The 20127-nt window shown below is 68.8% G+C and carries 15 protein-coding genes; 6 read left to right on the top strand and 9 right to left on the bottom strand.

Features of this window, described 5'->3' with window-relative positions; genetic code table 11:
- Nucleotides 1-71 precede the first annotated feature (71 nt).
- The 3 genes from B6S44_RS15950 to B6S44_RS15940 are packed head-to-tail and all read left to right on the top strand — an operon-like array spanning nucleotide 72 to nucleotide 7245.
- The gene (locus B6S44_RS15950; protein ID WP_129157882.1) at nucleotides 72-1559 is read left to right on the top strand and encodes a hypothetical protein; all 1488 of its coding nucleotides are present in this window, start codon (nucleotides 72-74) and stop codon (nucleotides 1557-1559) included.
- Nucleotides 1556-4213: a penicillin-binding transpeptidase domain-containing protein gene (locus B6S44_RS15945; protein ID WP_129157881.1), complete on the top strand. Its 2658-nt coding sequence runs from the start codon at nucleotides 1556-1558 to the stop codon at nucleotides 4211-4213. Before B6S44_RS15950 ends, B6S44_RS15945 begins: the two co-directional genes overlap by 4 nt.
- Nucleotides 4210-7245 (top strand): MATE family efflux transporter, encoded by a 3036-nt coding sequence (locus tag B6S44_RS15940; protein WP_129157880.1) that lies wholly within the window; start codon nucleotides 4210-4212, stop codon nucleotides 7243-7245. The genes B6S44_RS15945 and B6S44_RS15940 overlap by 4 nt, the downstream gene beginning before the upstream one ends.
- Before the next feature lie 126 nt (nucleotides 7246-7371).
- On the opposite strand, the gene B6S44_RS15935 is transcribed toward B6S44_RS15940, so the two are convergent.
- From B6S44_RS15935 to B6S44_RS15915, 5 genes are all read right to left on the bottom strand, one after another.
- Nucleotides 7372-8865, bottom strand: a complete 1494-nt coding sequence (locus B6S44_RS15935; RefSeq protein ID WP_164985848.1) for a hypothetical protein — start codon at nucleotides 8863-8865, stop codon at nucleotides 7372-7374.
- A gap of 67 nt (nucleotides 8866-8932) precedes the next feature.
- Nucleotides 8933-9490: a hypothetical protein gene (locus B6S44_RS15930; RefSeq protein WP_129157878.1), complete on the bottom strand. Its 558-nt coding sequence runs from the start codon at nucleotides 9488-9490 to the stop codon at nucleotides 8933-8935.
- Entirely contained in the window at nucleotides 9487-11049 is a 1563-nt protein-coding gene (locus B6S44_RS29375) for a hypothetical protein (protein ID WP_164985847.1), read from the bottom strand. Before B6S44_RS29375 ends, B6S44_RS15930 begins: the two co-directional genes overlap by 4 nt.
- 183 nt (nucleotides 11050-11232) lie before the next feature.
- Nucleotides 11233-12183 carry a hypothetical protein gene (locus tag B6S44_RS15920; protein WP_129157877.1) on the bottom strand — a complete coding sequence of 317 codons (951 nt, stop codon included), beginning with the start codon at nucleotides 12181-12183 and terminating at the stop codon, nucleotides 11233-11235.
- Between the two features lie 48 nt (nucleotides 12184-12231).
- Nucleotides 12232-12858, bottom strand: coding sequence for an OmpA family protein (locus B6S44_RS15915; RefSeq protein ID WP_129157876.1), 627 nt, complete (start codon nucleotides 12856-12858; stop codon nucleotides 12232-12234).
- Nucleotides 12859-13155: 297 nt separating this feature from the next.
- Between B6S44_RS15915 and B6S44_RS15910 the strand changes: the two genes are divergently transcribed.
- A complete protein-coding gene (locus B6S44_RS15910) occupies nucleotides 13156-14157 on the top strand; it encodes a hypothetical protein (RefSeq protein WP_129157875.1) in 1002 nt (333 codons plus the stop codon).
- A 123-nt stretch (nucleotides 14158-14280) separates the two neighbouring features.
- Here the strand turns inward: B6S44_RS15910 and B6S44_RS15905 are convergent, their stop codons facing one another.
- A complete protein-coding gene (locus B6S44_RS15905; protein WP_129157874.1) occupies nucleotides 14281-15216 on the bottom strand; it encodes a LysR family transcriptional regulator in 936 nt (311 codons plus the stop codon).
- A gap of 123 nt (nucleotides 15217-15339) precedes the next feature.
- Between B6S44_RS15905 and B6S44_RS15900 the strand changes: the two genes are divergently transcribed.
- A complete protein-coding gene (locus B6S44_RS15900) occupies nucleotides 15340-16314 on the top strand; it encodes an alpha/beta fold hydrolase (protein ID WP_129157873.1) in 975 nt (324 codons plus the stop codon).
- A gap of 134 nt (nucleotides 16315-16448) precedes the next feature.
- Here the strand turns inward: B6S44_RS15900 and B6S44_RS15895 are convergent, their stop codons facing one another.
- Nucleotides 16449-17420, bottom strand: coding sequence for a D-2-hydroxyacid dehydrogenase (locus tag B6S44_RS15895; protein WP_129157872.1), 972 nt, complete (start codon nucleotides 17418-17420; stop codon nucleotides 16449-16451).
- Between the two features lie 104 nt (nucleotides 17421-17524).
- Nucleotides 17525-18529, bottom strand: a complete 1005-nt coding sequence (gene cobD / locus B6S44_RS15890; RefSeq protein WP_129157871.1) for a threonine-phosphate decarboxylase CobD — start codon at nucleotides 18527-18529, stop codon at nucleotides 17525-17527.
- Between cobD and cbiB the strand changes: the two genes are divergently transcribed.
- Nucleotides 18528-19508, top strand: a complete 981-nt coding sequence (cbiB, locus tag B6S44_RS15885) for an adenosylcobinamide-phosphate synthase CbiB (RefSeq protein WP_129157870.1) — start codon at nucleotides 18528-18530, stop codon at nucleotides 19506-19508. The genes cobD and cbiB overlap by 2 nt on opposite strands.
- Here cbiB and cobO read toward each other — a convergent pair.
- Nucleotides 19505-20113, bottom strand: coding sequence for a cob(I)yrinic acid a,c-diamide adenosyltransferase (gene cobO / locus B6S44_RS15880; protein WP_129157869.1), 609 nt, complete (start codon nucleotides 20111-20113; stop codon nucleotides 19505-19507). The two genes, cbiB and cobO, sit on opposite strands and share 4 nt — an antisense overlap.
- Nucleotides 20114-20127 lie beyond the last annotated feature (14 nt).

Genomic DNA, 20127 nt, shown 5'->3' with positions numbered 1-20127 from the left:
AAGGCGGGCTCGGCCCGCCTCGTCGCGACCGTATTCTCTTCCCGACTTTTCCGCCCGAGTGAGCTGACGCCATGGCCCTGCCCGATCTCATGGACCTGGTGATGCACGATCCGCGGCGGCTCACCAGCCTGCGCGCCGTCGCCGGCGAGCCGGGCGAGGCCATGCCCGGCATCGAGAACCTCTGGCGCAAGCCGGTCTTCAGCCTGATGGCGGGCGGGCAGCCGACCAAGGACGGCAAGGCCTCGCTGGAAGACCTGATCGATCGCCATCGCAGCATCGCGCTGACCGATGGCGGCAGCGGCCCGCAGCCGATCGACGTGCCCTTCACCTCATTGGTGGTGCTGACCGCCGAGGCGCTGCCGGGAGCCCAGGAGCTCGGCCGCTTTCTCGCCGACCGGATCGAGCAGCGCTTCCGCGACGTGATCGATCCCGATATCGGCGTCACCGTCCATGTCGAGCAGAGCCTGCACGCGACCGCGCCGGTCGCGGTCTATCTCGGCCATGGCGTCTACGCTCCTCCCGCCGACAACCGGCTGCCGCATGGCGAGGTGGTGATCCGGCAGGATGCGCAGACCGCGATCGGCCAGCCGATCATCGGCGTCAACACGCCGGGCGGGCTCTATTCCGGCCAGGCGCGCTTCGCCTTCTCGCGCAGCGAGATGCTGACGCCGGCGGTGCACCCCGACCTGCCGGGCGGCACGATCTTCTTCCTCGGGCGCTACCCGGTCGATGCCTCAGCCCGTGATGCCGGCGGCCTGCCGCTGCTCACCGCCCTGCCGCAGACGCCCGAGGCACGCGCCCAGGCAATCCAGGTCGAGACCCTGGCGCTGCCGGGCGGCAATGTCGATGCCCGCTTCGAGATATTGGGTGTACGCCCGCAGGTCGGCCGGGTCTCGCTGGGGTTGGTCGACGTCACGCTCGATCGCAGGCCGAGCCGCCTGCAGGCGCAGCCGCCGAAAGGTCCGCATCTCGCCGTGGTCGGGCTCGCGATCCCCGAGAATTTTGGCGGCCGGCGCATGGCGCGCTACTGGGTCGAGCGCAGCCATGGCGGGCGATTGATGTCCTCAGCCATGCTGGCGCAGCGCGACAGCATCGTCGTACAGGGGCGCGACGCCCGCCGCTATGACCGGCGCGAATTGCGCTACAGCCGCGCCGGCGGCGAGTTCCGCGCCGAGAGCATGAGCTTCGACGGTCGCCGGCGCTCGTTGCTGATGCTGGAGGATGGCGAGTTCGGCTATATCGGCCTGCCGCGCGAGCAGACCGCGATCGCCTTCGGGCCGGATCAGTCCTCGCGCGGCTATGGCACCTTCGACTGGCTCGGCGAAGCGGTGCGCGTCCAGTTCGGCTCCGGCTTGGTCGAGCGCCTCGACGACCTCTATGATCACAACCCGGTCGGCTTCATCGCGGCTGCGCCCGGCGGCGTCGCGGTGCAATCGGCCGGCGACATCTGGCTCCTCGGCGGGCGCAAGCCGCAGGCAGCCGGGACCTGCATCATCCCGCCGAACGGCCCCTTCGTGCTCGGGCCGCTGGTGGTCGAGCTCAGGGAGGCGGCGCCATGAGCCATCCGCTCTTTCGCGGCCTGAAGCGCAGCGTCACCGCGGTCGCGGTCGGCACCGTCACCATCGCCGGCTTCCTCTGGCTCTCGGGCGGGCTGATCGGCGAGCTCGCCGCCAGCCGTGCCTGGATCAAGCAGCCCGATTTCACCGAGACCAGCCGCTCGAACGAGGACCTGTTCCAGCAGGGCGTCGCGACCGGATTGATCTGGCTCGATCCGACCGGGCCGAACATCCGTTCGCAGCCCTGCGAGGCGCTCTATGACGCCTCGCTGACCGTGCCGACGCCGCAGGGCACCAAGGAATTCTCGCGCACGCTGCTCGACCGGCTCTGCAACCTGCCGGCCGGCGCGCAGATCCGCTCGGAGATGCTGGCCTGGAACAACTCCTTCCTGATCGCCGCCGCCCGTGACGACCGTGCGCCCGACCGGCGCTGCGCCGACGGCACGCCGCTGACGCTGCCGGTGGTGCCGGCCGGCTGCCGCCCCTCGACCTGGACCGCGCGCGTCGCCCAGACCACCGATCTTGCCGCGCCGCTCAATGTGATGCCGAATGCGGTGCCGCCGCCGCGCGACTTCTCCGATTTCGCCAAGCGCCGCGCCAACCAGCTTTCCGACTGGGCCCTGTTCGGTCCCTTAAGGGCACCGGACGACCGGCTCGTGCTGTCGACGCGGCTGCCTCCCGGCAACCGCCGCGTCACCGTCGACATGATCCTGGAGCCGGCGCGCATCGTCGTCGGCAATGAGCGGGTCAACCTCGATCCCAAGCGCGACGAGCAGACCGTGCGCATCGCCGGCCTTGCCATCGCCGCCGAGCGCATCTGCTCGGACAGCGACGAGTTCGCGACCTGCGCCGAGGAGGCCCAGCAGGGCCTGCCGCATGGCTGGCGCTTCTCGATCACCGGCGCGCGCCGGCGCGACGTCGAGATCGGCTTCGAGGGGCAGCCGGTCCGCGCCGTGCCACCGCGCGCCCGCGAAATCCTCGGCGGACCCGGCGTCCAGAGCGAGGATGGCAAGGTCAAGCTCTGGCGCTCCTCGCATATCGAGGCCGATTGTGAGCGGGCCAAGACCAAGCTGGTCTGCGAGCTCGGCTGGCGCGGCGCGGTCACGCAGCGGCGCACCGGCGCGGCTCGCGCCCTGTTCTTTGCCGACGGCACGCCGGCGCTCGACAACAACGGCGTGCCGCTGCCGATCGTCGACGAGCTCGGCCTGACCGCGATGATCGGCTACGGCGCCGGCGATGTCGGCTCGCTCTCGGCCGCGCTCGGCCGGGCCCGCACCCGCGAGAACCTGACGCTGACGATCGAGCCGCGCCTGCAGAAGCTGGTGCAGGAGGCCGTCTACGAGCACATGGGCGAGCGGCTCGGCCGCGGCAAGCGCCCGCGCAAGCCGGGCCCGCTGCCGGTCAACCTCGCCCCCGAACAGGAGCCGCCGGACCAGGGCGACGGCCGCGCCGTCGTGCTGCTGATGGATGCCGGCGACCAACCGGGCTCGCTGCTCGGCCTCGCGAGCTGGCCCGACTTCGTGCCCGGCATGCACAGCTGGGATATCCAGGCGCTCTCGACCGGGCGCGACAGCGACTCGCCGCTCGCCGGCCATGGCTGGCGTGCCGGCGATGTCCACACCATGCCGGGCTCGACCTTCAAGCTGGTCACCGGCCTCGCCAGCATCCTGGCGGTGCGCGAGCAGCCTCGCTTCGCCGACATGATCATGGGCCGCATGCCGCCGGCCCAGCAGGCGCAGGTCTTCGGCATCCCCGGCGGCGGCGGCCTCAATGTCGATGGCGTCGCGATCGCCAACTATGGCGGCGCCGGCTTCAATGTCGGCATCCTCTCACCGGCGCAGAGTGGCTGCCCCGATGCTGGTCGCGGCGCCCAGATCGGCTTCTGCGAGGCGTTGATCAAGTCGTCGAACCTGTGGTTCGCCGGCATGGCGCTGACCATGGACGGGCGCAAGGTCGGCGGCCGTGCCACCACCATACCCAGCCGCACCGGCACGATCCTGGCCGAGCTGACCGAGCATCTCTACCCGATCACCCAGCCGGGCAGCCTTGCCCAGCCCGGCATCGACCTGACCCGTGGCATCGTGCCGGGCGCGCAGCGCCTGACCGGCGAGGCGCTCGACCTCGCGGTCGAGGACAAGCGCAATGCCAGGCGCATCGACCTCGCCACCAACTCCTATGGCCAGGGCGTGCGCGCCACGCCGATCGCCATGGCCTCGATCTATGGCTCGGTCGGCGCCCGCAAGGTCATCCTGCCGCGCGTGCTGAAGCCGGTCTCGGACGTCGCCGAGACGCCGCTGCCGAACGAGGGCAAGCCGGTGATCCCCGGCATGGACCCGCGCCAGGCCGAACCGTTCCTCGACGACGCCCAGCGTGGCCTCTACGGCGTGGTCAACTCGCCGGGTGGCACCGCCGCCGGCGTGATGGCCTCGCTGCCCCCGGATGTGCGCCGGCGCATCTTCGGCAAGACCGGCACGGCCGACACGATCGAGGGCATGAACTCGGCCTGGTTCGCCGGCTGGATGGACAATGTCGCGGGCCATAAGCGCGTCGCCTTCACCTGCCTGGTCTCGCATACGCGCGAGACCGGAGGGCGCGCCTGCGGCCGGCTGATGGCCGGGCTGCTTGGCAAGGTCGCGGCGCTCGGAGACAAGAAGTGAGCGAGACCATCGCGCTGCGCCAGCTGATGGGGCGCTGGCTGACCTTGCGGCCCTTCCGCCTGCCGCGCATCCGCATCGGCGGGGCCGGCGGCGCGCTGACCGGCCTCGTGCTGCTTGCGCTCTGCCTCGCCGTACTCGGCTTCTGGTGGCACAACACCACCCATCTGATCGAGAGCGCGCGGCCAGTGGTCAGCCTGGAGCGGCTCGACCTCGCGCTCGCGCGCGGGGAGACCGTGACGATCGGTCGGCGCGAACTGCTGCAGCCGCAGCGCTTCGACGCGGCCGAGGCACGCCATGTCGCCTTGACCCGACAGCAGGACGGGCGCGTCACCATCCGCAACGTCGCCAATACGCGCCGGCTCTGGCTCGATTATCTCAACGGCGCCGGCAGCTTCTCGGCACGCTGGCGTTTTCAAGCCGGCGACCGCATCGCCGCCGGCGCGCTGGCGATCGCAGTCGACGAAGCCCGCCCGGGGCGGCTCGCTTTGACCCTGACCGAAGCCGGACGCCCCGGCGCCCGCAAGCTCACCGTCGACAGCACCGGCCCGATCTCGACGCTGAAGCTCGACGGCAACACGCTCCCCATCTGCCAGCCGCGCAGCGGCGCCGACCGCATCCGCGAGATCGTCACCGGTCTGATCGCCACCGACGAGCGCGGCGAGGACCGCATCGTCTCGCTCGGCGGTCGATTGACCTGCTCGGTGCGCGAGGAGGCGCATGTCGGCGCCGGCGCCCTGCCCTTCAAGGCGCTGACCATCGTGGCGCGTGGCGGCAGCTATTTCCTGGCGCCGGGCGATGCCGTCGACGCACCGCGCCCGCCCGTGCTGTTCGCGCGCGGCAATCAGCGCGTCACCGATTTCACCGACATCGCCTGGGAGCTCGATCCGGAGGGCCCGGCACGGCTCAGCCACATGATCATCGGCCGCACCCGCTATGCCGTCGAGATCGGCCAGGAAGCGAACGGGCGCCTGCCCCTGCGGCTGACGCCGCTGAGCAAGACGCACCGCTTCGCGCCCGACGATGCCGAGATCCTGCGCGCCGCAGCCACCACCGAGAGCGTGCGGCCGGTGGTGACGCCGCCGCGCCAGCCGATGTCGGGCGCCGAGATCGGCAACCCGCTCGCCTCGCTCAACGGCGTCGAGCGTGTGGTGCGCCTGCTGCTGACGCTCGGCGTCGCCGTGTTCGGCGTGCTCTCGGCCATGCATCACGCTACTCTGTTCCGGCGCAGCGCCATTCTGGTGCGGCTGGTCGGCGCGCTCGGCGCAACCGCCTTCATCGGCGCGACCACCATGCTCGCACTGGCGCCCGAGCTGTCGCGGCTCGGCGGCGCCTCGATCTCCTATGAGGGTGCGCTGCACGCCACGATTATCGCCTATGCGATTGCCTGCATCGCGATCATGGTCGGGCCGCGCTTCACCACGCCGCTGCGCGTGACCTGGCTCGGCCTCGTCATGCTCTGCTGCCTGGGAAGCCTGACCCTGCTCGCGCTCGGCATCGACGCCGAGAAGACCGACTTCACCATCCATGCCGAGAAGAACAAGCTGCTGTTCTTCGACCTGATCCCGGTCGTCGCGGTGGTGATCGCCTTCCAGCCGCAGCGCTCGATCGCGGCGCTGCCGCGCTCCTTCTTCATGGGCGTCGGCTTCAAGGACCAATTGCTGCGGGCGGTGCCGGCGATCCTGATCCTCGCCGCCTTCGTCGCCTGGGGCGTGCTCGGCACCGAGACCGGCGTCGCCGGCTTCCAGCCGGTCGAGCTCGGCAAGATCGCGCTCGTGCTGGTGCTGGCGCATATCTTCCTCGGCTTCTCGCGGATCGACTATTTCTACAACCAACGCCACTACATCTCCTGGCTGACGGTCAGCCTCGCGACGGTGCTGGTCTTCATCCTGTTCCTGACCGCGGTACCCTTCCTGAAGAGCGATTATTCGCCAGCGCTGATCATCATCGTCACCACCGTGGTGCTCGCCTTCGCCTTCCTCTTGCCGAGCACGCTGAAGCGCCTGGTCGAGATCATGCGCGTCTTCCTGCGCCGCGCCGATGCGCCCCAGCGCAAGGCCCGCCGTCTCGGCTGGCCGCGTGGCGGCGTGCTGGCGCTCGTCCTCGTCATCCTGCTCGGCATCAATGCGGCGCTGATCTATGTATTCCCGGGCCTCGTCACCTACGCGATCTCGGGCCAGTGGAACCTGCCCAAGGAGCGCCTCGCGGCCATCGACGTGCTGGAGAAGGCGCGCGGCGGCCCCCTGCGCGTGCCGGCCGAGCGCTTGCTGACCTGGTACGATCTCGACCACACCACCAAGCGCGCCGCGACGGCGGCGCAGGACCGCAGCCCCGACGTGATCCATCGCGATCTCGGCTTCCAGTTGCTGCAGTCCAAGGTCGCGCTCGCCGAGATGCCGTGCACGCTGGCCAGGCTCGATCTCGGGCTCGACAAGACGCCGGTCGAGGTCCGCCGGGCGCTCGACGAATTGCCGCCCTCGCCGGTCTCGCTCTGCGCCATGTTGCCGGGCGCGCGGGTCACCCCGATCACCGAGCGCAAGGGCGAGGAGCAGGACGAGACGGTGAGCCGCTTCACCGTCAGCGACCTCGTCCGCCTGCCGGTGGTGCAGAACGACTTCATCGCCACCTTCCTGATGGTGCGCTTCGGCCTGCCGGCGGGGCTGGCGCTTTTGGCGGCGCAAGTCATCACCGTCTTCGGCCTGCTCTGCCTGGCTGTCAGCCTGATGCGCGAGCGCGCCATGGGCTCGGCTCAGGAAGGCGCGAACAAGGGCATGGCGATCATCCTCGTCGGCATCGCCACGATCTTCGCGCTGCACTGGAGCATTTCCTGGGGCAATGCGCTCGGCCTGCTGCCGGTGATGGGCCAGCCGATGACCTTCATCGCCGCAGCGACCTCGCATCACATGCTGATGGCGCTGCCCTCGATCGCGATCGCCTTGATCGCCGGCCGACTCGCCGCGATCCGCCAGCTCTCGCCGACCAGCGACCCGCCGCCCTGGGGCCTGTGGCGCGGGCTGACGCGGGCGGGGCTGTGAGAACGGCCGCCACTCTCGGCCGAGACGCAGCGTAGGGCCGAGAATCTTGTGACGAGAAGGCGCTGATCAGCGCCTCATCCGGCCTGAGATGCTCGGGTCAAGCCCGAGCATGACGGCTGAGTTGGCTCAGCGCCGCTGGATCTGGATCGAGAGCGCCTTGGGCTCTTCGACCTGGATCACCGGGAAGGCGGTGATACCGCCCCGGATCGCTGTCGGATTGAAGACCACACGGGTCGCCGTCGATTTGGAGGCGACCACGGCAGGGCCGGTCCCGTTCTGGAACTTCGCCTTGGTCGGAGCGACCGGATCGAGCGCCAGCCCGCAGATATCCTGGCCGTCGATCAGGACGCTCGCCATCTCGCCGACATCGACCGCAGCCTCGCTGTAGCGCGGACGGATTTCGTAGATTTGGGCCTCGCAGGTGCTGCCGGCTGGCGCCGACAAGGTCACCAGCTTGGCCAGAGCCGCGCCGGCGAACACCGCAGGACCGCCCTGAGAAGCAGGGTTCCCCAGCGAGGGCGCAGTCGCATTCTGCTGACGATTACCCTGTTGACCGGCAGCAGGCTGCGTCGCCTCGTTGGCCCCAGGCTGGGTCAATGTAGGCGGAGCCTGGTAGGGGTCTGTCGCGGTGCTGCGTGTCAGATACCAGCCCGCTCCGGCGGCGCCGGCGAGCAGCACGACCGCCGAAGCGGCGATCAGCGGCAGGCGGGACGAGGAGGAGGTCGATGCCGGCTTGTCGCCGAGCACCGAGCGACGCGGCCGGGGCGCCTGCGGGCTCTTCAGCACATCGGCGATCGAGGGCTCGTCTCCGGTGGGGCGCGGCTGCACCACGGTCTGCCCCTGCTGCAGCCCGGGCTGCGGCTCAGCGGGTTGCTCGGCGGTCTTGGGCTCGAACGGTCTCAGGGCCATCGAAGACGATCCTGGTGCGGCCGGCCGCTCCGGCGCGGACGCCGCGGCCTGCGGTTCGAAGGAGCCGCTGCGCAGAAAGAGATCGATAGGCGCGGCGATGTCGGCGAGGGAAGAGACAACCACGATATGGTGCGGCTGGCCACCGAGAATCTTGCCGAGGATCGCGACGGCGCGCTCGGCCTCGTCGCCACGCGGCACCAGCGCCAGCACCGGCGTAGCGCCATGCTCGGCATCGGCGAAGAGGTGGCGGCAGCGGTCGATCTTGGTGGTGAGATGGTATTCCTGCTGGGTGACGCGCGCCTCGTTCGCCGTATCGGCGACTGAGAGGTCGATCGCGCCGGTGCCCCAGATCACGAGCTTGGCCTCGGCGGCCTTATGCGTCACCGCCTCGCCATGGGCGAGCGCGCAATGGGCCGCAAGCGTCGGCACCATCCAGCTCTTGCCCTGGTCGATCGCGCCGGAGGCGGCAAGGCGATAGCTGCCGCCCTCGGGCAGGCCGAGGATCTGGCGCAGAGGCTCGCCGGGGCGCAGCAGGTTGCTGTACTGTGTGCTCCAGGGCTCGCAGACCTCGGAGCTCTCGGTCGCCAGCACGACCCGCGAGACCGGCACGCGTGCCGACCAGGCGAGCTTCTTCAGGATGATCGGCTGGTCGGTCGTCGGCACGACGACGAAGACACCGGAGCGCCTGACGTTCTGATCTCCCGCCATCATCTCTCCCGCAGGCCCTGCCGTCCCCAGCGCCAGGCAAAAGCGCCGGTTTGTGGCAACGCTCCTGACGTTACAGCAGATAAACGCCCGCGAGCGGGTTGGCGAGCATCAATCGCAGCAGGTCGCGCTCGGCATCCTGGCGCGGCAGGTCGATGACGATGTGCTTGTCGACCGGCGCCGGAAGCGGCAGGCGGACCACGCCCTCGACCGAGACGACCTCGATCATGGTCGGGGCCGGGTCGGTGTCCGACAGGCACTGGATGACCAGGGCCGGCGGCGCATCGTCCTCCTCGATCACGTCGAGCTCGAAGGAGCCGATGCGGCGGTGGGTCGCGCTGCTGTCATAGGCCGCGGCGGCGAGTTCGCTACGCGCCACGGCCTGGAAGGAGAGCAAGCGGCGATAGAGCCGTGCCGCCTCCGGATCGGTGCGGATGGCGCGCTCGGCGGCGAAGTTGACCGGCTCGCCACGAACGCGGCGGGCATGGGCCCAAAGGTCGGCGCGGCTGATGCTCGCGGCGACCGCCTCTTCCGGCTCGGCGCTCGCAAGCGCCGCCAGAACCAGGCGGGCCGTGGCGCGGCCGACGCGCGGATCGTCCTCTAGCGGACCCTGGTTGAGGAAGTCTGTCATGGCCGTTTCGATCGCCCTTGATAGCGCTGCGAGAAGACGTCGGTGAACCGCGCCTCGTCGTTGGCGGCCTGGGCGACCAGGTCCGTCGTTTCACCGAAGCGCTTCTGTTGCCTGTTGATCCGGTGCAGGGCTGCTGCGACCGTTCTCAGTGCTCCCCCATGCCTTGCGAAGGTCAGCGCCAGTTTCGCATCGTCGATCCGGAAGCTGGCGCGATCATGGCGCCAGCGCCGCAGCAGCTTCTGGCCTTCGGCCGTCGCCGCGTCGCTTTGCGGCCCCTCGATCGCCTCGAGCGCATTGGCGATCAGCAGCAATTCGTCGAGCCGCTTGCCCAGCGCCGCAAGCCCCGCGGCGATGCCGGCATAGTCGAACGCTTCCGGGCTCTGGTCGACCTGACCACGATTGGAGCCGGCGATGCGGCGGCTCGCCTCGACGAGGCGGTTCTCCCAGGGCGCGACGGCGCGCGAGCGAACCAGCGTCAGCGGCTGCTCGTGGGCGAGCGGCAAGATGGCGAGCGCCCGGCCGATCGATTCGCGCTCCTCCTTGTTGAGGAATTTCGGCTCGACCGGCAGACGCATCAGCGCGGCGTAGACGCGCTCGCGCACGACGCCGTCCTCATCTTCCTCGTCCTCGGGCTCGTCGTCTTCCTCGGGCTCATCCAATTCGAGCTCACCGATCAGCGCCTGCTGATCGAGCCAGGCGATCAATGCCTCCTCCGGATTCTCCGAGGGCTGACGCGCCATCAGCGAGTCGATCGAGGCGGGCGCCATGAAGTCGCGGCGGCCGACGCTCGAGCGCTCCTCGCGGACAAGAGCGCTGAAACGCTCGGCGAAGCGGGCAAAGCTCCAGGTCTCGCCATGCAGCAGGGCGAAGCTCCAGAGCGAGACGAGGTCCTCCGAATCAAACTCGCGCTGACGCTCGCGCCGACCGGAGGCGTTGAGGAAGGCTTCGCGCTGGCGGATCAGGTCGGCGAAGGCGAGCAAGGGCAGATGCCGCCGGCGCCAGGCTCGCATGAAGCGTGCCGGCTCCTGAACCGCGCGCTTCAGCCCGTCCTCGTCGAAGGCGGACAGTGCAAAGACGGCGTCGAGCGCCGTGCGCAACGCCGCGAGCCCGCCCTCCGAACGCTCGTCCGCCTCGGCGGCGAAGAGGAAATCGGCAAGGCCGAGCGCGCGCCTGACCCGACTCCAGGAGAAGGAGCGGGTCTTCGCATCGCCCTTGTCTGCTCCATAAGAGAGGACGATCTCGGTCGCCGAGGCTTCGATCGTGGCGCCGGCGAAGCTGATGGATACCGGCCCGTCCTGGCGCAGCGGTCGCAAAAGGATTCCGCTCTCGTCGAGCATGCAGCCGATGGCCGCGTCGCGGGCCGGCATGCGCGGATTTGCGGTCAGCGCGCCGAGCGAGAACAGCACCTGGAGCATGTCCCAGAGCGGCAGGTCGGCATTCTCCGAGCCACTGCCGGTAATCGCCAGAACGAACTTCTCGGTGTCCCGCGCAGAAAACCGGCGCGAAGACGCGATCGTGCTGATCTCCGCGACCCGAGCCGGGTCAATGCCCCAATCCATCTCTCAAATATCCGCATCGGACACCGGTCAACTGCGGCGAACGGAAACCCAGCCAAGTCCGTTCGCATCAGGCCGGCACATATTGCTGCCATAATTAAAGTAACAAGCCGCCCGGTCCGTGTCGACCGGGCGGCTTTTTCGCAGGAGAGGGCCGGGGTTTATGGTTACCCGGACGCCCTTTTATCAGCGGGTGGCGACCTTGCTGACGACCAACCGGTTGCCGGAGAAGGTGACCTGACCGTTCAGACCGACGAGTTCCAGCATCAAGCGGAAATTGCGGGTCAGCCGAGCCGAATCGGCGGATGTCGAGTAGAAGAAATCGGCCGAGGTCGAGGTCATCTGCGTGGCGCGGTGGGCGCGGTAGCAACCCCAGCGGACGAACTCGCTCTCAACCCGGTCGACTTCCGCGGTGGTGAAGTCGCGCAGCTGGATCACGAAGTCGGTCGGCAGGTTGTTGCAGCCGTCGCCACCAGCGGCGACCGGAGCCGCACCGGCAGCAGTTCCACCGCCGAGAACGATGCCGTCCTTGCCGACAGCAGCCGCACCACCGCTCGGGCGGGCGAAACCCTCGAGCTTCTGGGCGATCGCGGCGCCGAGATCGGCGGCGAGGAGGCGCGACTGGGTGCCGACGGTCTCGAGCAGGCACTCGGCGCTGCAGGGATTGGGCAGAGCGGGCAGCTGGAAGCCGCCGACCTCGAAAGCCGCAATGAACTGGCCGGAGCGGACGTTGAGCACGCGGCCGGCGATGCGGATTTCGGGGAAGCGGATGTCGGCGGCGACGGCGCGGCGCGCCGAGGCGTAGATCTGGTAGACGACCATGGCGTCGACCGGAGTCGAGACGGCACGGGCGATCTCGATCAGCTCGGCGTCGCGGCGGCGGACACGGGCGGTCTGCGTGATGCCGAGCGCCAGGCTGGTCTCGTCATAGACCTGGAAGCCGCGGGTATTCAGATACTCCGAAAGCTGGAGCTGGACCCGGTTGAAGATGCGGTTGTTGCGCGGAACCGTGTCCGGATCGGCATCGTCCGACATCACCAGGAGGTTGATGCGGGAATTCGGCGATTGAGCGTGGGCAACGACTGCGAAGGACATCAGCAGCGCGAAGCCGAGCATGAGACGCTTGAACAAAGCCATGACAGTGCCCCCTGAGGCAAATGGTTGTTTCGGGAAGACGGTAGAAACTCAGCCGGTAATGGCGATGACTTCAACGCGGCGATTGACGGGCGAATACGGACTGCGCGGATTGCGCAGCATGTCAGGGCCGAAGCCGTGGGCGACGAGGCGGCTCGGCGCGATCTCGCCGTAGGAGACCAGCCAGTCGCGGACCGCGGCAGCCCGCTCCTGAGAGAGCTCGACATTGTAGTCGTGGCCCCCTTCGGCGCTGGTGTGGCCGGCGATCAGGAAGCGCTGATCGAGCAGGATCGGATCGCGCAGCGCCAAGGCAAGCCGCATCAGGGTCGCCTCCGCGCCACGACGCAAGGAAGCCGAGTCGTTGTCGAAGAAGACGGTGACCTCGACGCGGCGGGTCAGGTCGATCACGACGTCCTGGCCGTAACCGCGCGTCTGGATTCGGCGCGGCACCGGCGCGACGCGGCGCACCACGACCCTGCCGCCACCGCTGGCGCCGCCACCCGGCACGCGATCATGCGGCGCCAGGGAACGCAAGATGTTGGTCGCGCCCTGATCGGTCTGCGCCAATGCAGGAACAGCACTGAGCAGCGGCAGCGAAAGCACGAATCCACCGAGCGCACGGCGAGACATCATCTGCGGAAGGTCGCTGTTGTCCTTGCGCTCATCTGCGTTCTTCATAGCCAGACCCCCTGTTTACCCTCTCTTCGCATAGTCCAGTAGCCTCGACAATGCGACGACCCGGTCAGGTGAAAGCGGGGCGCGGCAGTGGCGTTGTCCGAGCTTTGCCACTGTTTGCCCCATTTTCGCGTCGAACGGCATTTTTTCCTGAACAGTGGATGAATGCGCGGCCTCCTACGCGCGCGCGTTCAACATGAGACGCACCGCCTTTTGAGCGGGCATTCGCGAAACCGGCTCAAGGATCGCCAAGGGCCAGGCAACGTGCCCAGCGCACATCCGTTCATGAGGAGACCCGCCATGGGCTTCCAGCTCGACCAGACCGCTCGCCAGCGCAGCACCCGTCTGCGCATCGCCGTCGCCGCGCTCGCCGTCATCGTCTCGGCGAGCACGACCTTTGCGCAGGCCGAGCGCAACAGCCTACCTACGGCCGAGCAGGCGCAGGTCAGCGGGGGTAACCCGGATGCGCCGAAGGTCGCCGAGCGGCCGCAGTCGCTCAAGCTGGAATTCTCCTCGCGCACGGTTTCGTTCGGCGTCGCTCAGGCGGCCCGCGAGATCATGACAACGCGCCAGATCCCGTTCGCGCCCGGCAGCTGGGAGGTCACCTCCGACGCCCGCCGCGCCATCACCCAGCTGCGCGACATCTTCCGCGGCAACGCTCCCAAGGGCGCGCCTTTCGCGATCCTGGTCTCGGGTGGCGACGAGGTCGTCAATTATCGCCGCGCCCGCGCTCTGCGCACCCAGCTGATCGAGATGCAGCTCGAGGACGCCGGCAAGGTGGTGATCGCCGCCCGCGCCGCCGGCGAAGGCCAGGCCAGCGACGACGGCAAGGCGCGCGTCGACCTCGTCCCGCTCGACCCGGCTCGCTGCGGCGGTTGCGGCGATGCTTCCTTCCGCACGCTCGCCCTCGATACCGGCGTCCAGAAACTGGTCCGCGCCACCGCCGAGGATACGGTCGTCGCGGCCTCACAGCTCGCCGGCAAGGACGGCAAGGACACGGCCGATGTCGCAGCAGCGCCAGTGCCCCCGGTGCGCCAGCAGGCCACCGAGAAGGCCGCGAGCCGAGCCCAGGCGCCGCGTGTCGTGGCCCAGAAGCCGGCGCTCGATCGCCAGGCAGAGCCGCGCTATGACGGCCGCACCGTCTGGGCGCAGCCCGACGATTATGGCCAGCAGCGCCGCCGGATCAGCCGCAGCGTCAGTCGCGGTGGCTGCCAGATGCCGGACATCGTCATCGACGACTACTATCCGGGTGGCCCGCTCGTCGGCTGCGACGGCAGCTACGGCCCGCGCCCGCGCTGGTAAGCGATGAGCCCGACTTCTTGAATTGAGGCGCTAGAGCCCGTTCCGATCGGCTTGCAACGCAAGCTGATCGGTAAAACGGTCTCTAAACTAGAAGTGAGAGACGGATTCACCGATCAGATTGATTCAATCTGATCGGACCCGGCTCTCGCCGACTCGTTCGGCGAAACGCGCCTTCAGCTTTGGCAGAGCGAAATCGGCGAAGGCGCGGACCTTGGCCACGGAGAGCCTGCCCTCCGGCGCGACGAGATGGACCGGAAGCGGCTCCGGCTCGCAATCGGTCAGCACCAGCTCGAGCCGGCCGCTGCGGACCTCGTCTGCGACCTGGTAGCAGAGCGGACGCACCAGCCCATGCCCCTCGACCGCCGAGGCGATCACCGCCTCGACCGAATTGGCCATCAGGCGCGGCTTGACCTTGACCTGACGCGGCCGGCCACCTTCTGAAATCGGTGGGAAGGTCCAGAGTTCGCCAGCCAGTGGATGAATCTGCGCGATACAACGATGGCCGGCGAGATCGCCCGGCTCCTGCGGCACGCCATGCCGGGCGAGATAGGACGGCGCGGCGCAGACGATCTGGCGCACGCTGCCGACACGCAGGGCGACCAGACTTGAATCCGGGAGATGAGCGATGCGCAGGGCGAGATCGACGCCCTCGTCGAGCAGGCTGACGACGCGGTCGAGCAGCAGCATCCTGACCTGAACCTCAGGCTGCTCGTCGAGGAAGGCATCGACCAGCGGACGCAGCAGGCGCGTGCCGGCGACGACCGGGGCGGTCAAAGTGAGGAGGCCGCGCGGCGCGGCGCGTTCACCCGCCGCCTGCAGCTCGGCCTCTTCCAGATCGACGAGTACGCGCCGGCAGGCGGCAGCATAGCGCTCGCCGGCCTCGGTGAGGCGGATCATCCGCGTGGTGCGATCGAGCAACCGCGCTCCGACATGGCCCTCGAGCGCAGTGATGGCGCGCGTCACGGCCGGGGCCGAGCGCCCGAGCCGCCGCCCTGCCCCGGCCAGGCTGCCCTCGTCGAGCGCGCTGACGAAAACGCGCATCGCTTCCAACCGATCCATCGTCATTCCATTTTCTGGAAGAATAGCTTTCCTTGTATAGCCATTCTGCCGAATTCCGTCAGCCTATATGTTGCCCTTACGAAATCGGCCGGCTGATCGCCAGCCACCGCGAGGAGCCTTCAGATGACCCAGGATTCATTCAGCCGCCGCGACGCTTTCGCCGCCCTGTCGGCGACCGCCACCGGGGGAGCCTTCGCCGGTTTCACCGCACCGGCGCAGGCACAGCAGAAGGCCAAGCCCACGCATCACCGCACGATCACCATCGACGGCATCGAGATATTCTATCGCGAGGCCGGCCCGGTCGATGCGCCGGTTCTGCTCCTGCTGCACGGCTTCCCGAGTTCCTCGCGGATGTTCCGCAACCTCATCCCGGCGCTGTCGGATCGCTACCGGGTGATCGCGCCTGATTATCCAGGCTTCGGCCACAGCGCCGTGCCGGACCGGGCGAGCTTCAAGTATGGCTTCGCCCGCTTCGCAGAGCTGATCGACACGTTCCTGACCGAGCTCAGAATCGACCGCTTCGCGCTCTATGTGATGGATTATGGCGCGCCGGTCGGCTTCCGCCTGGCGCTGAAGCGCCCCGGCCAGGTGACGGCGCTGATCGCCCAGAACGGCAATGCCTATGAGGAGGGCCTGCGCGACTTCTGGATCCCGGTGAAGGCCTATTGGGCCGACGATACCCAGGCAGGCCGCGAGAAGATGCGCGGCGGGCTGACATTGGAGGCGACGCGCTCGCAATATCTCGATGGTGTCGCCGACAAGAGCCTGGTCGATTCCGACAGCTGGCTGATCGACCAGATGCTGATCGACCGGCCCGGCGTCAGCGAGATCCATCTCGATTTGTTCAAGGACTACCGCACCAATGTCGAGCTCTACCCGCAGTTCCACGCCTTCTTCCGTGAGCGCAAGCCGCCCACGCTGATCGCCTGGGGCAAGAACGACTTCATCTTCCCGCCGGAAGGGGCACGCGCCTATCTCCGTGACCTGCCCGAGGCAGAACTCAACCTGATCGACAGCGGCCATTTCGCGCTGGAGGACAAGGGCGAGGAGATCGCGGCGCTGATCCGCGACTTTTTGAGGCGCAAGCTGAAGGTGTGAGCGGCGGCCCGCTTCCAGCACCGTCATGGTCGGGCTTGTCCCGACCATCCACGTCTTCGCTGCAGGCATCCGCGGTTCAAGACGTGGATGCTCGCCACAAGGGCGAGCATGACGGCGGAGCCTTGGCCGGTCTCTCAGACGATCTGGTTCAGCAGCGCGCTCTCGCCGCGCTCCAGCCGGCCGAGATTGTCGAGCAGGATGTCGACGACATTGCCTTCATAGGCGCGGGTCTCGCCGGCGCTGTGCGGGGTCAGCAAAACCTGGGGCATCGCCCAGAGCGGCGAGGCGGCCGGCAACGGCTCCTCATAGACGCAGTCGACGCCGGCGCCGGCAATCCGGCCGGCCTCGAGCGCGGCGATCAGCGCCGGCTCGTCGACGACGCGGCCGCGCGCGACGTTGATCAGGTTGGCGGACGGCTTCATCGCCGCGAGCGCGGCGGCGTCGATCAGCCCTTCCGTCTCTGGTGTCAGCGGACAGGTCAGCGCAACGAAATCGGCCTGCGCAAGCGCGGCGTGCAGCTCCGCCGGCGGCACGATCCGCTCGACATTCGGCTCCGAACCCGGCCGGCGGCGCACGCCGATGACGCGCATGCCGAAGGCCGACGCAATCGCTGCCAGCCGCAAACCGATGCGGCCGAGGCCGACGATCACCAGCGTGCGGCCGCCAAGTTCGTCCTCGCGGCGGGAACGGTCGCCGATCATCGGCCGCCAGAACTGCTTTGACTGGTTGTCACGGGCGAGATGGAGCTGGCGGGCAAGTGCCAGAATCAGCGAGATCGCATGCTCGGCGACGGCGCGCTCATTACCGCCCTGAGCGCTGGCGAGACGAACGCCCGCTGCGGCCAGTTTCGACTTGTCGAACTGGTCGGTGCCGGCGCTGATCGACTGGATGAAGCGCAGCTTGCTCAAGCCCTCCAGCATCTCGTTGCGCCAGAGGCCGGATACAACCAGCACATCGGCCTCATGGGCGCGGGCCTTGAGATCGTCGACGGTCCGGACCTCGAAGCTCGTCGCCCCGCCATTGCGCGCCAGATACTCATCACGCAGCTGATAGGCGGCATGGGCGAAGCCGATGGTGAGCGCGGACTGCTTCGGCAAAGGCTGCATGCTCTTCGTCTCCGGATCGCTGGAATCACCAGACGATAACGTTGGGGCGCCGCTTCGTCCCGCGCTCAGCCGCATGCGGTGACTGCGATGACCGCGCAGCGGGTTCAGGCCAATGCGAACGTGTCCGCAAGTCGCGTCCACGCAGCCTCGTCGCCCGGCAGGCCAAAGCGCAGGCGCGATGGATCGTGCTGGAAGCGGCGGACATAGATCCCGGCCTGGCCGAGCCGCTCGAACAGGGACGCCGCACGCGGCGTCTCGAGCAGGCGGTAGAGCACAGTCCCACCGACGACCCGGCCATGCGGGGCGAGCAGGGCATCGAGACGCCTGCTGTCGGCGGCGCGGGTGCCAGCCGTGGTCGAGAGCCAGGCCGCATCGCCGAGCGCGACGGCTCCGACGTGCAGCGCCGGCCCAGCGACAGCCCAGGGGCCGAGCATGGTCTGGAGGGCGTCGGTGAAACGCGCTTCGCCGACCGCGAAGCCAAGTCGGAGCCCAGCCAGCCCGTAGGCCTTGCCGAAGGAGCGCAGCACAAGCGTCCCCTCCGGCAGGATCGGCAGCAGGCTCACTTCCGGCGCAAAATCGGCGAAGGCCTCGTCGACCACCAGCAGGCCGCCTCGGGCTGCGAGCGCTCCGGCCAGTTCGACCAGCGTCTGGGTCGGGACGATGCGCCCGTCCGGATTATTCGGGTTGACCAGCACGACGACATCGGCGTCGCCGATCTCAGTGAGATCGACGATCTCCCGCATCGTCGCGCCCGCCTTGCGCCAGGCCGGCGCGTGCTCGCCATAGGTCGGCCCGAGCACGGCGACCTTGGCGGCCGGCACCAGACGCGGCAGCAATTCGATGAGAATCTGCGTACCGGGCGCCGCGACGAGACCGCTTTCGGGGCGAATGCGGTAGGCCTTGCGGGCCGCCGCGAGCAGTATTGCCTCTTCGGCCGTGCCCGGAAGGCGCTGCCACAGGCTTAACGGCAGCTCCGGAAGCGGATAGGGGATCGGGTTGATACCGGTCGAGAGATCGATCCAGGGTTCGGGCGCCTGCGGGAACAGCGCCTTGGCCGTGGCGAGATCGCCGCCGTGCCAGATCGCTTCTTTCGTCGCCCCGGCCGCCATGTCGCTCTCCGAAAGCCTGCCGCTGCTTCTCGCCGCCCTCGTGACCGAGGCGGCGATCGGCTATCCGGCGCGCCTGTTCGCATGGATCGGCCATCCCGTCACCTGGATCGGCGGGCTGATCGGCTGGCTCGACCGCAACCTCAACCGCGAGACCGCGAGCTTCGCGCTGCGGCGGCTGGCCGGTGTCGTTGCCTTGCTGATCCTGCTCGGCGTGACGCTGGCTGCCGCACTTGCCCTCGTTGCGCTCTGCCGTCTTGCCGGCGCATTCGCCCTCTTGCCGCTGGCGCTACTGGCCTCCACACTGCTCGCCCAGCGCAGCCTCTACGAACACGTCGCCCGCGTCGCTGCTGGGCTGGAGCAAGACGGGCTCGCCGGTGGGCGCAAGGCCGTCGCGATGATCGTCGGGCGCGATCCCGAGAGCCTGGACGAAGCTGGCGTCGCACGCGCCGCGATCGAGAGCCTCTCCGAGAATTTTTCCGACGGGATCGTCGCGCCGGCCTTCTGGCTCGGCGCAGGCGGCCTGCCGGGCGGCGCGCTCTACAAGGCGATCAACACCGCCGATTCGATGATCGGCCATAAATCGCCAAGGCATCTTGCCTTCGGCTGGGCGGCGGCGCGGCTCGACGACCTCGTCAACCTGCCGGCCTCGCGGTTGACTGCGCTGCTGCTGACTGTTGCCGCGACTCTGGACCGGCAGGCCGATGCCGACGCGGCCTGGCGCGCCGTGCGCCGCGATGCCGGCCGCCATCGCTCGCCCAATGCCGGCTGGCCGGAGGCGGCGATGGCCGGCGCGCTCGGACTTCGCCTCGCCGGCCCGCGCGTCTATGGCGCGGTCAGGGTCGAGGATGGCTGGATGGGCGATGGCAGGGCGGAGGCAACGGCGGCCGACATCCGGCGGGCGCTCACCCTCTACCGGCGCGCCTGCCTGCTGCTTTGGGGGCTGGCGGCGGCTGGAAGCCTCATCGCCATCGTCCTTTAAAACTCGATCCCTTCCTGCGCCTTCACGCCGGCGGCGAAATGGTGCTTCACCAGCGTCATTTCCGTCACGAGGTCGGCGGCCTCGATCAGCTCCGGCTTGGCGTTGCGGCCGGTGACGACGATGTGGAGATCGCTCCGGCGGCCCTGCAGCACCGCCACGACCTCGGCGAGCGGCAGATAGTCGTAACGCAGCGCGATGTTGAGCTCGTCCAGCACCAGCAGCCGGATGCCTTCATCCGCCATCAACTCCTTCGCCTTGTCGAAGGCTCTTGTCGCGGCGGCGATGTCGCGGGCCTTGTCCTGCGTCTCCCAGGTGAAGCCCTCGCCCATGGAGTGCCAGGAGATCTGGTCACCGAAAGCCTCCAGCGCCTTGCGCTCGCCGGTCGACCAGGCACCCTTGATGAACTGCACGATGCCGGTGCGCCAGCCATGGCCGAGCGCGCGCAGGGTCAGGCCGAAGGCAGCGGTCGACTTGCCCTTGCCTGGGCCGGTGTTGACGATCAGTAGGCCCTTTTCCAGCGTCTTGCCGGCGACCTCGGCGTCCTGCACCGCCTTGCGCTTGGCCATCTTCGCCTTGTGGCGGGCGGCGTCCTCAGTCTCGTCCATCGTTACTTCGCTCT

This window comes from Allobosea sp. Tri-44, from assembly GCF_004123845.1.
Lineage (GTDB): Bacteria > Pseudomonadota > Alphaproteobacteria > Rhizobiales > Beijerinckiaceae > Allobosea.
This window is presented reverse-complemented; position numbering and strand designations above follow the sequence as displayed.

Bases quoted from the DNA above. Each gene is read 5' to 3' on its own strand.
- B6S44_RS15950 (WP_129157882.1), top strand. From the start codon at position 72: ATGGCCCTGCCCGATCTCATGGACCTGGTGATGCACGATCCGCGGCGG.
- cobD (WP_129157871.1), bottom strand. From the start codon at position 18,529: ATGGCGGCCGGGGCGACGAAAGAAGCGATCTGGCACGGCGGCGATCTC.
- B6S44_RS15905 (WP_129157874.1), bottom strand. From the start codon at position 15,216: ATGGATCGGTTGGAAGCGATGCGCGTTTTCGTCAGCGCGCTCGACGAG.
- B6S44_RS15910 (WP_129157875.1), top strand. From the start codon at position 13,156: ATGGGCTTCCAGCTCGACCAGACCGCTCGCCAGCGCAGCACCCGTCTG.
- B6S44_RS15920 (WP_129157877.1), bottom strand. From the start codon at position 12,183: ATGGCTTTGTTCAAGCGTCTCATGCTCGGCTTCGCGCTGCTGATGTCC.
- B6S44_RS15915 (WP_129157876.1), bottom strand. From the start codon at position 12,858: ATGAAGAACGCAGATGAGCGCAAGGACAACAGCGACCTTCCGCAGATG.
- cbiB (WP_129157870.1), top strand. From the start codon at position 18,528: ATGTCGCTCTCCGAAAGCCTGCCGCTGCTTCTCGCCGCCCTCGTGACC.
- B6S44_RS29375 (WP_164985847.1), bottom strand. From the start codon at position 11,049: ATGGATTGGGGCATTGACCCGGCTCGGGTCGCGGAGATCAGCACGATC.
- B6S44_RS15895 (WP_129157872.1), bottom strand. From the start codon at position 17,420: ATGCAGCCTTTGCCGAAGCAGTCCGCGCTCACCATCGGCTTCGCCCAT.
- cobO (WP_129157869.1), bottom strand. From the start codon at position 20,113: ATGGACGAGACTGAGGACGCCGCCCGCCACAAGGCGAAGATGGCCAAG.
- B6S44_RS15935 (WP_164985848.1), bottom strand. From the start codon at position 8,865: ATGATGGCGGGAGATCAGAACGTCAGGCGCTCCGGTGTCTTCGTCGTC.
- B6S44_RS15930 (WP_129157878.1), bottom strand. From the start codon at position 9,490: ATGACAGACTTCCTCAACCAGGGTCCGCTAGAGGACGATCCGCGCGTC.
- B6S44_RS15900 (WP_129157873.1), top strand. From the start codon at position 15,340: ATGACCCAGGATTCATTCAGCCGCCGCGACGCTTTCGCCGCCCTGTCG.
- B6S44_RS15945 (WP_129157881.1), top strand. From the start codon at position 1,556: ATGAGCCATCCGCTCTTTCGCGGCCTGAAGCGCAGCGTCACCGCGGTC.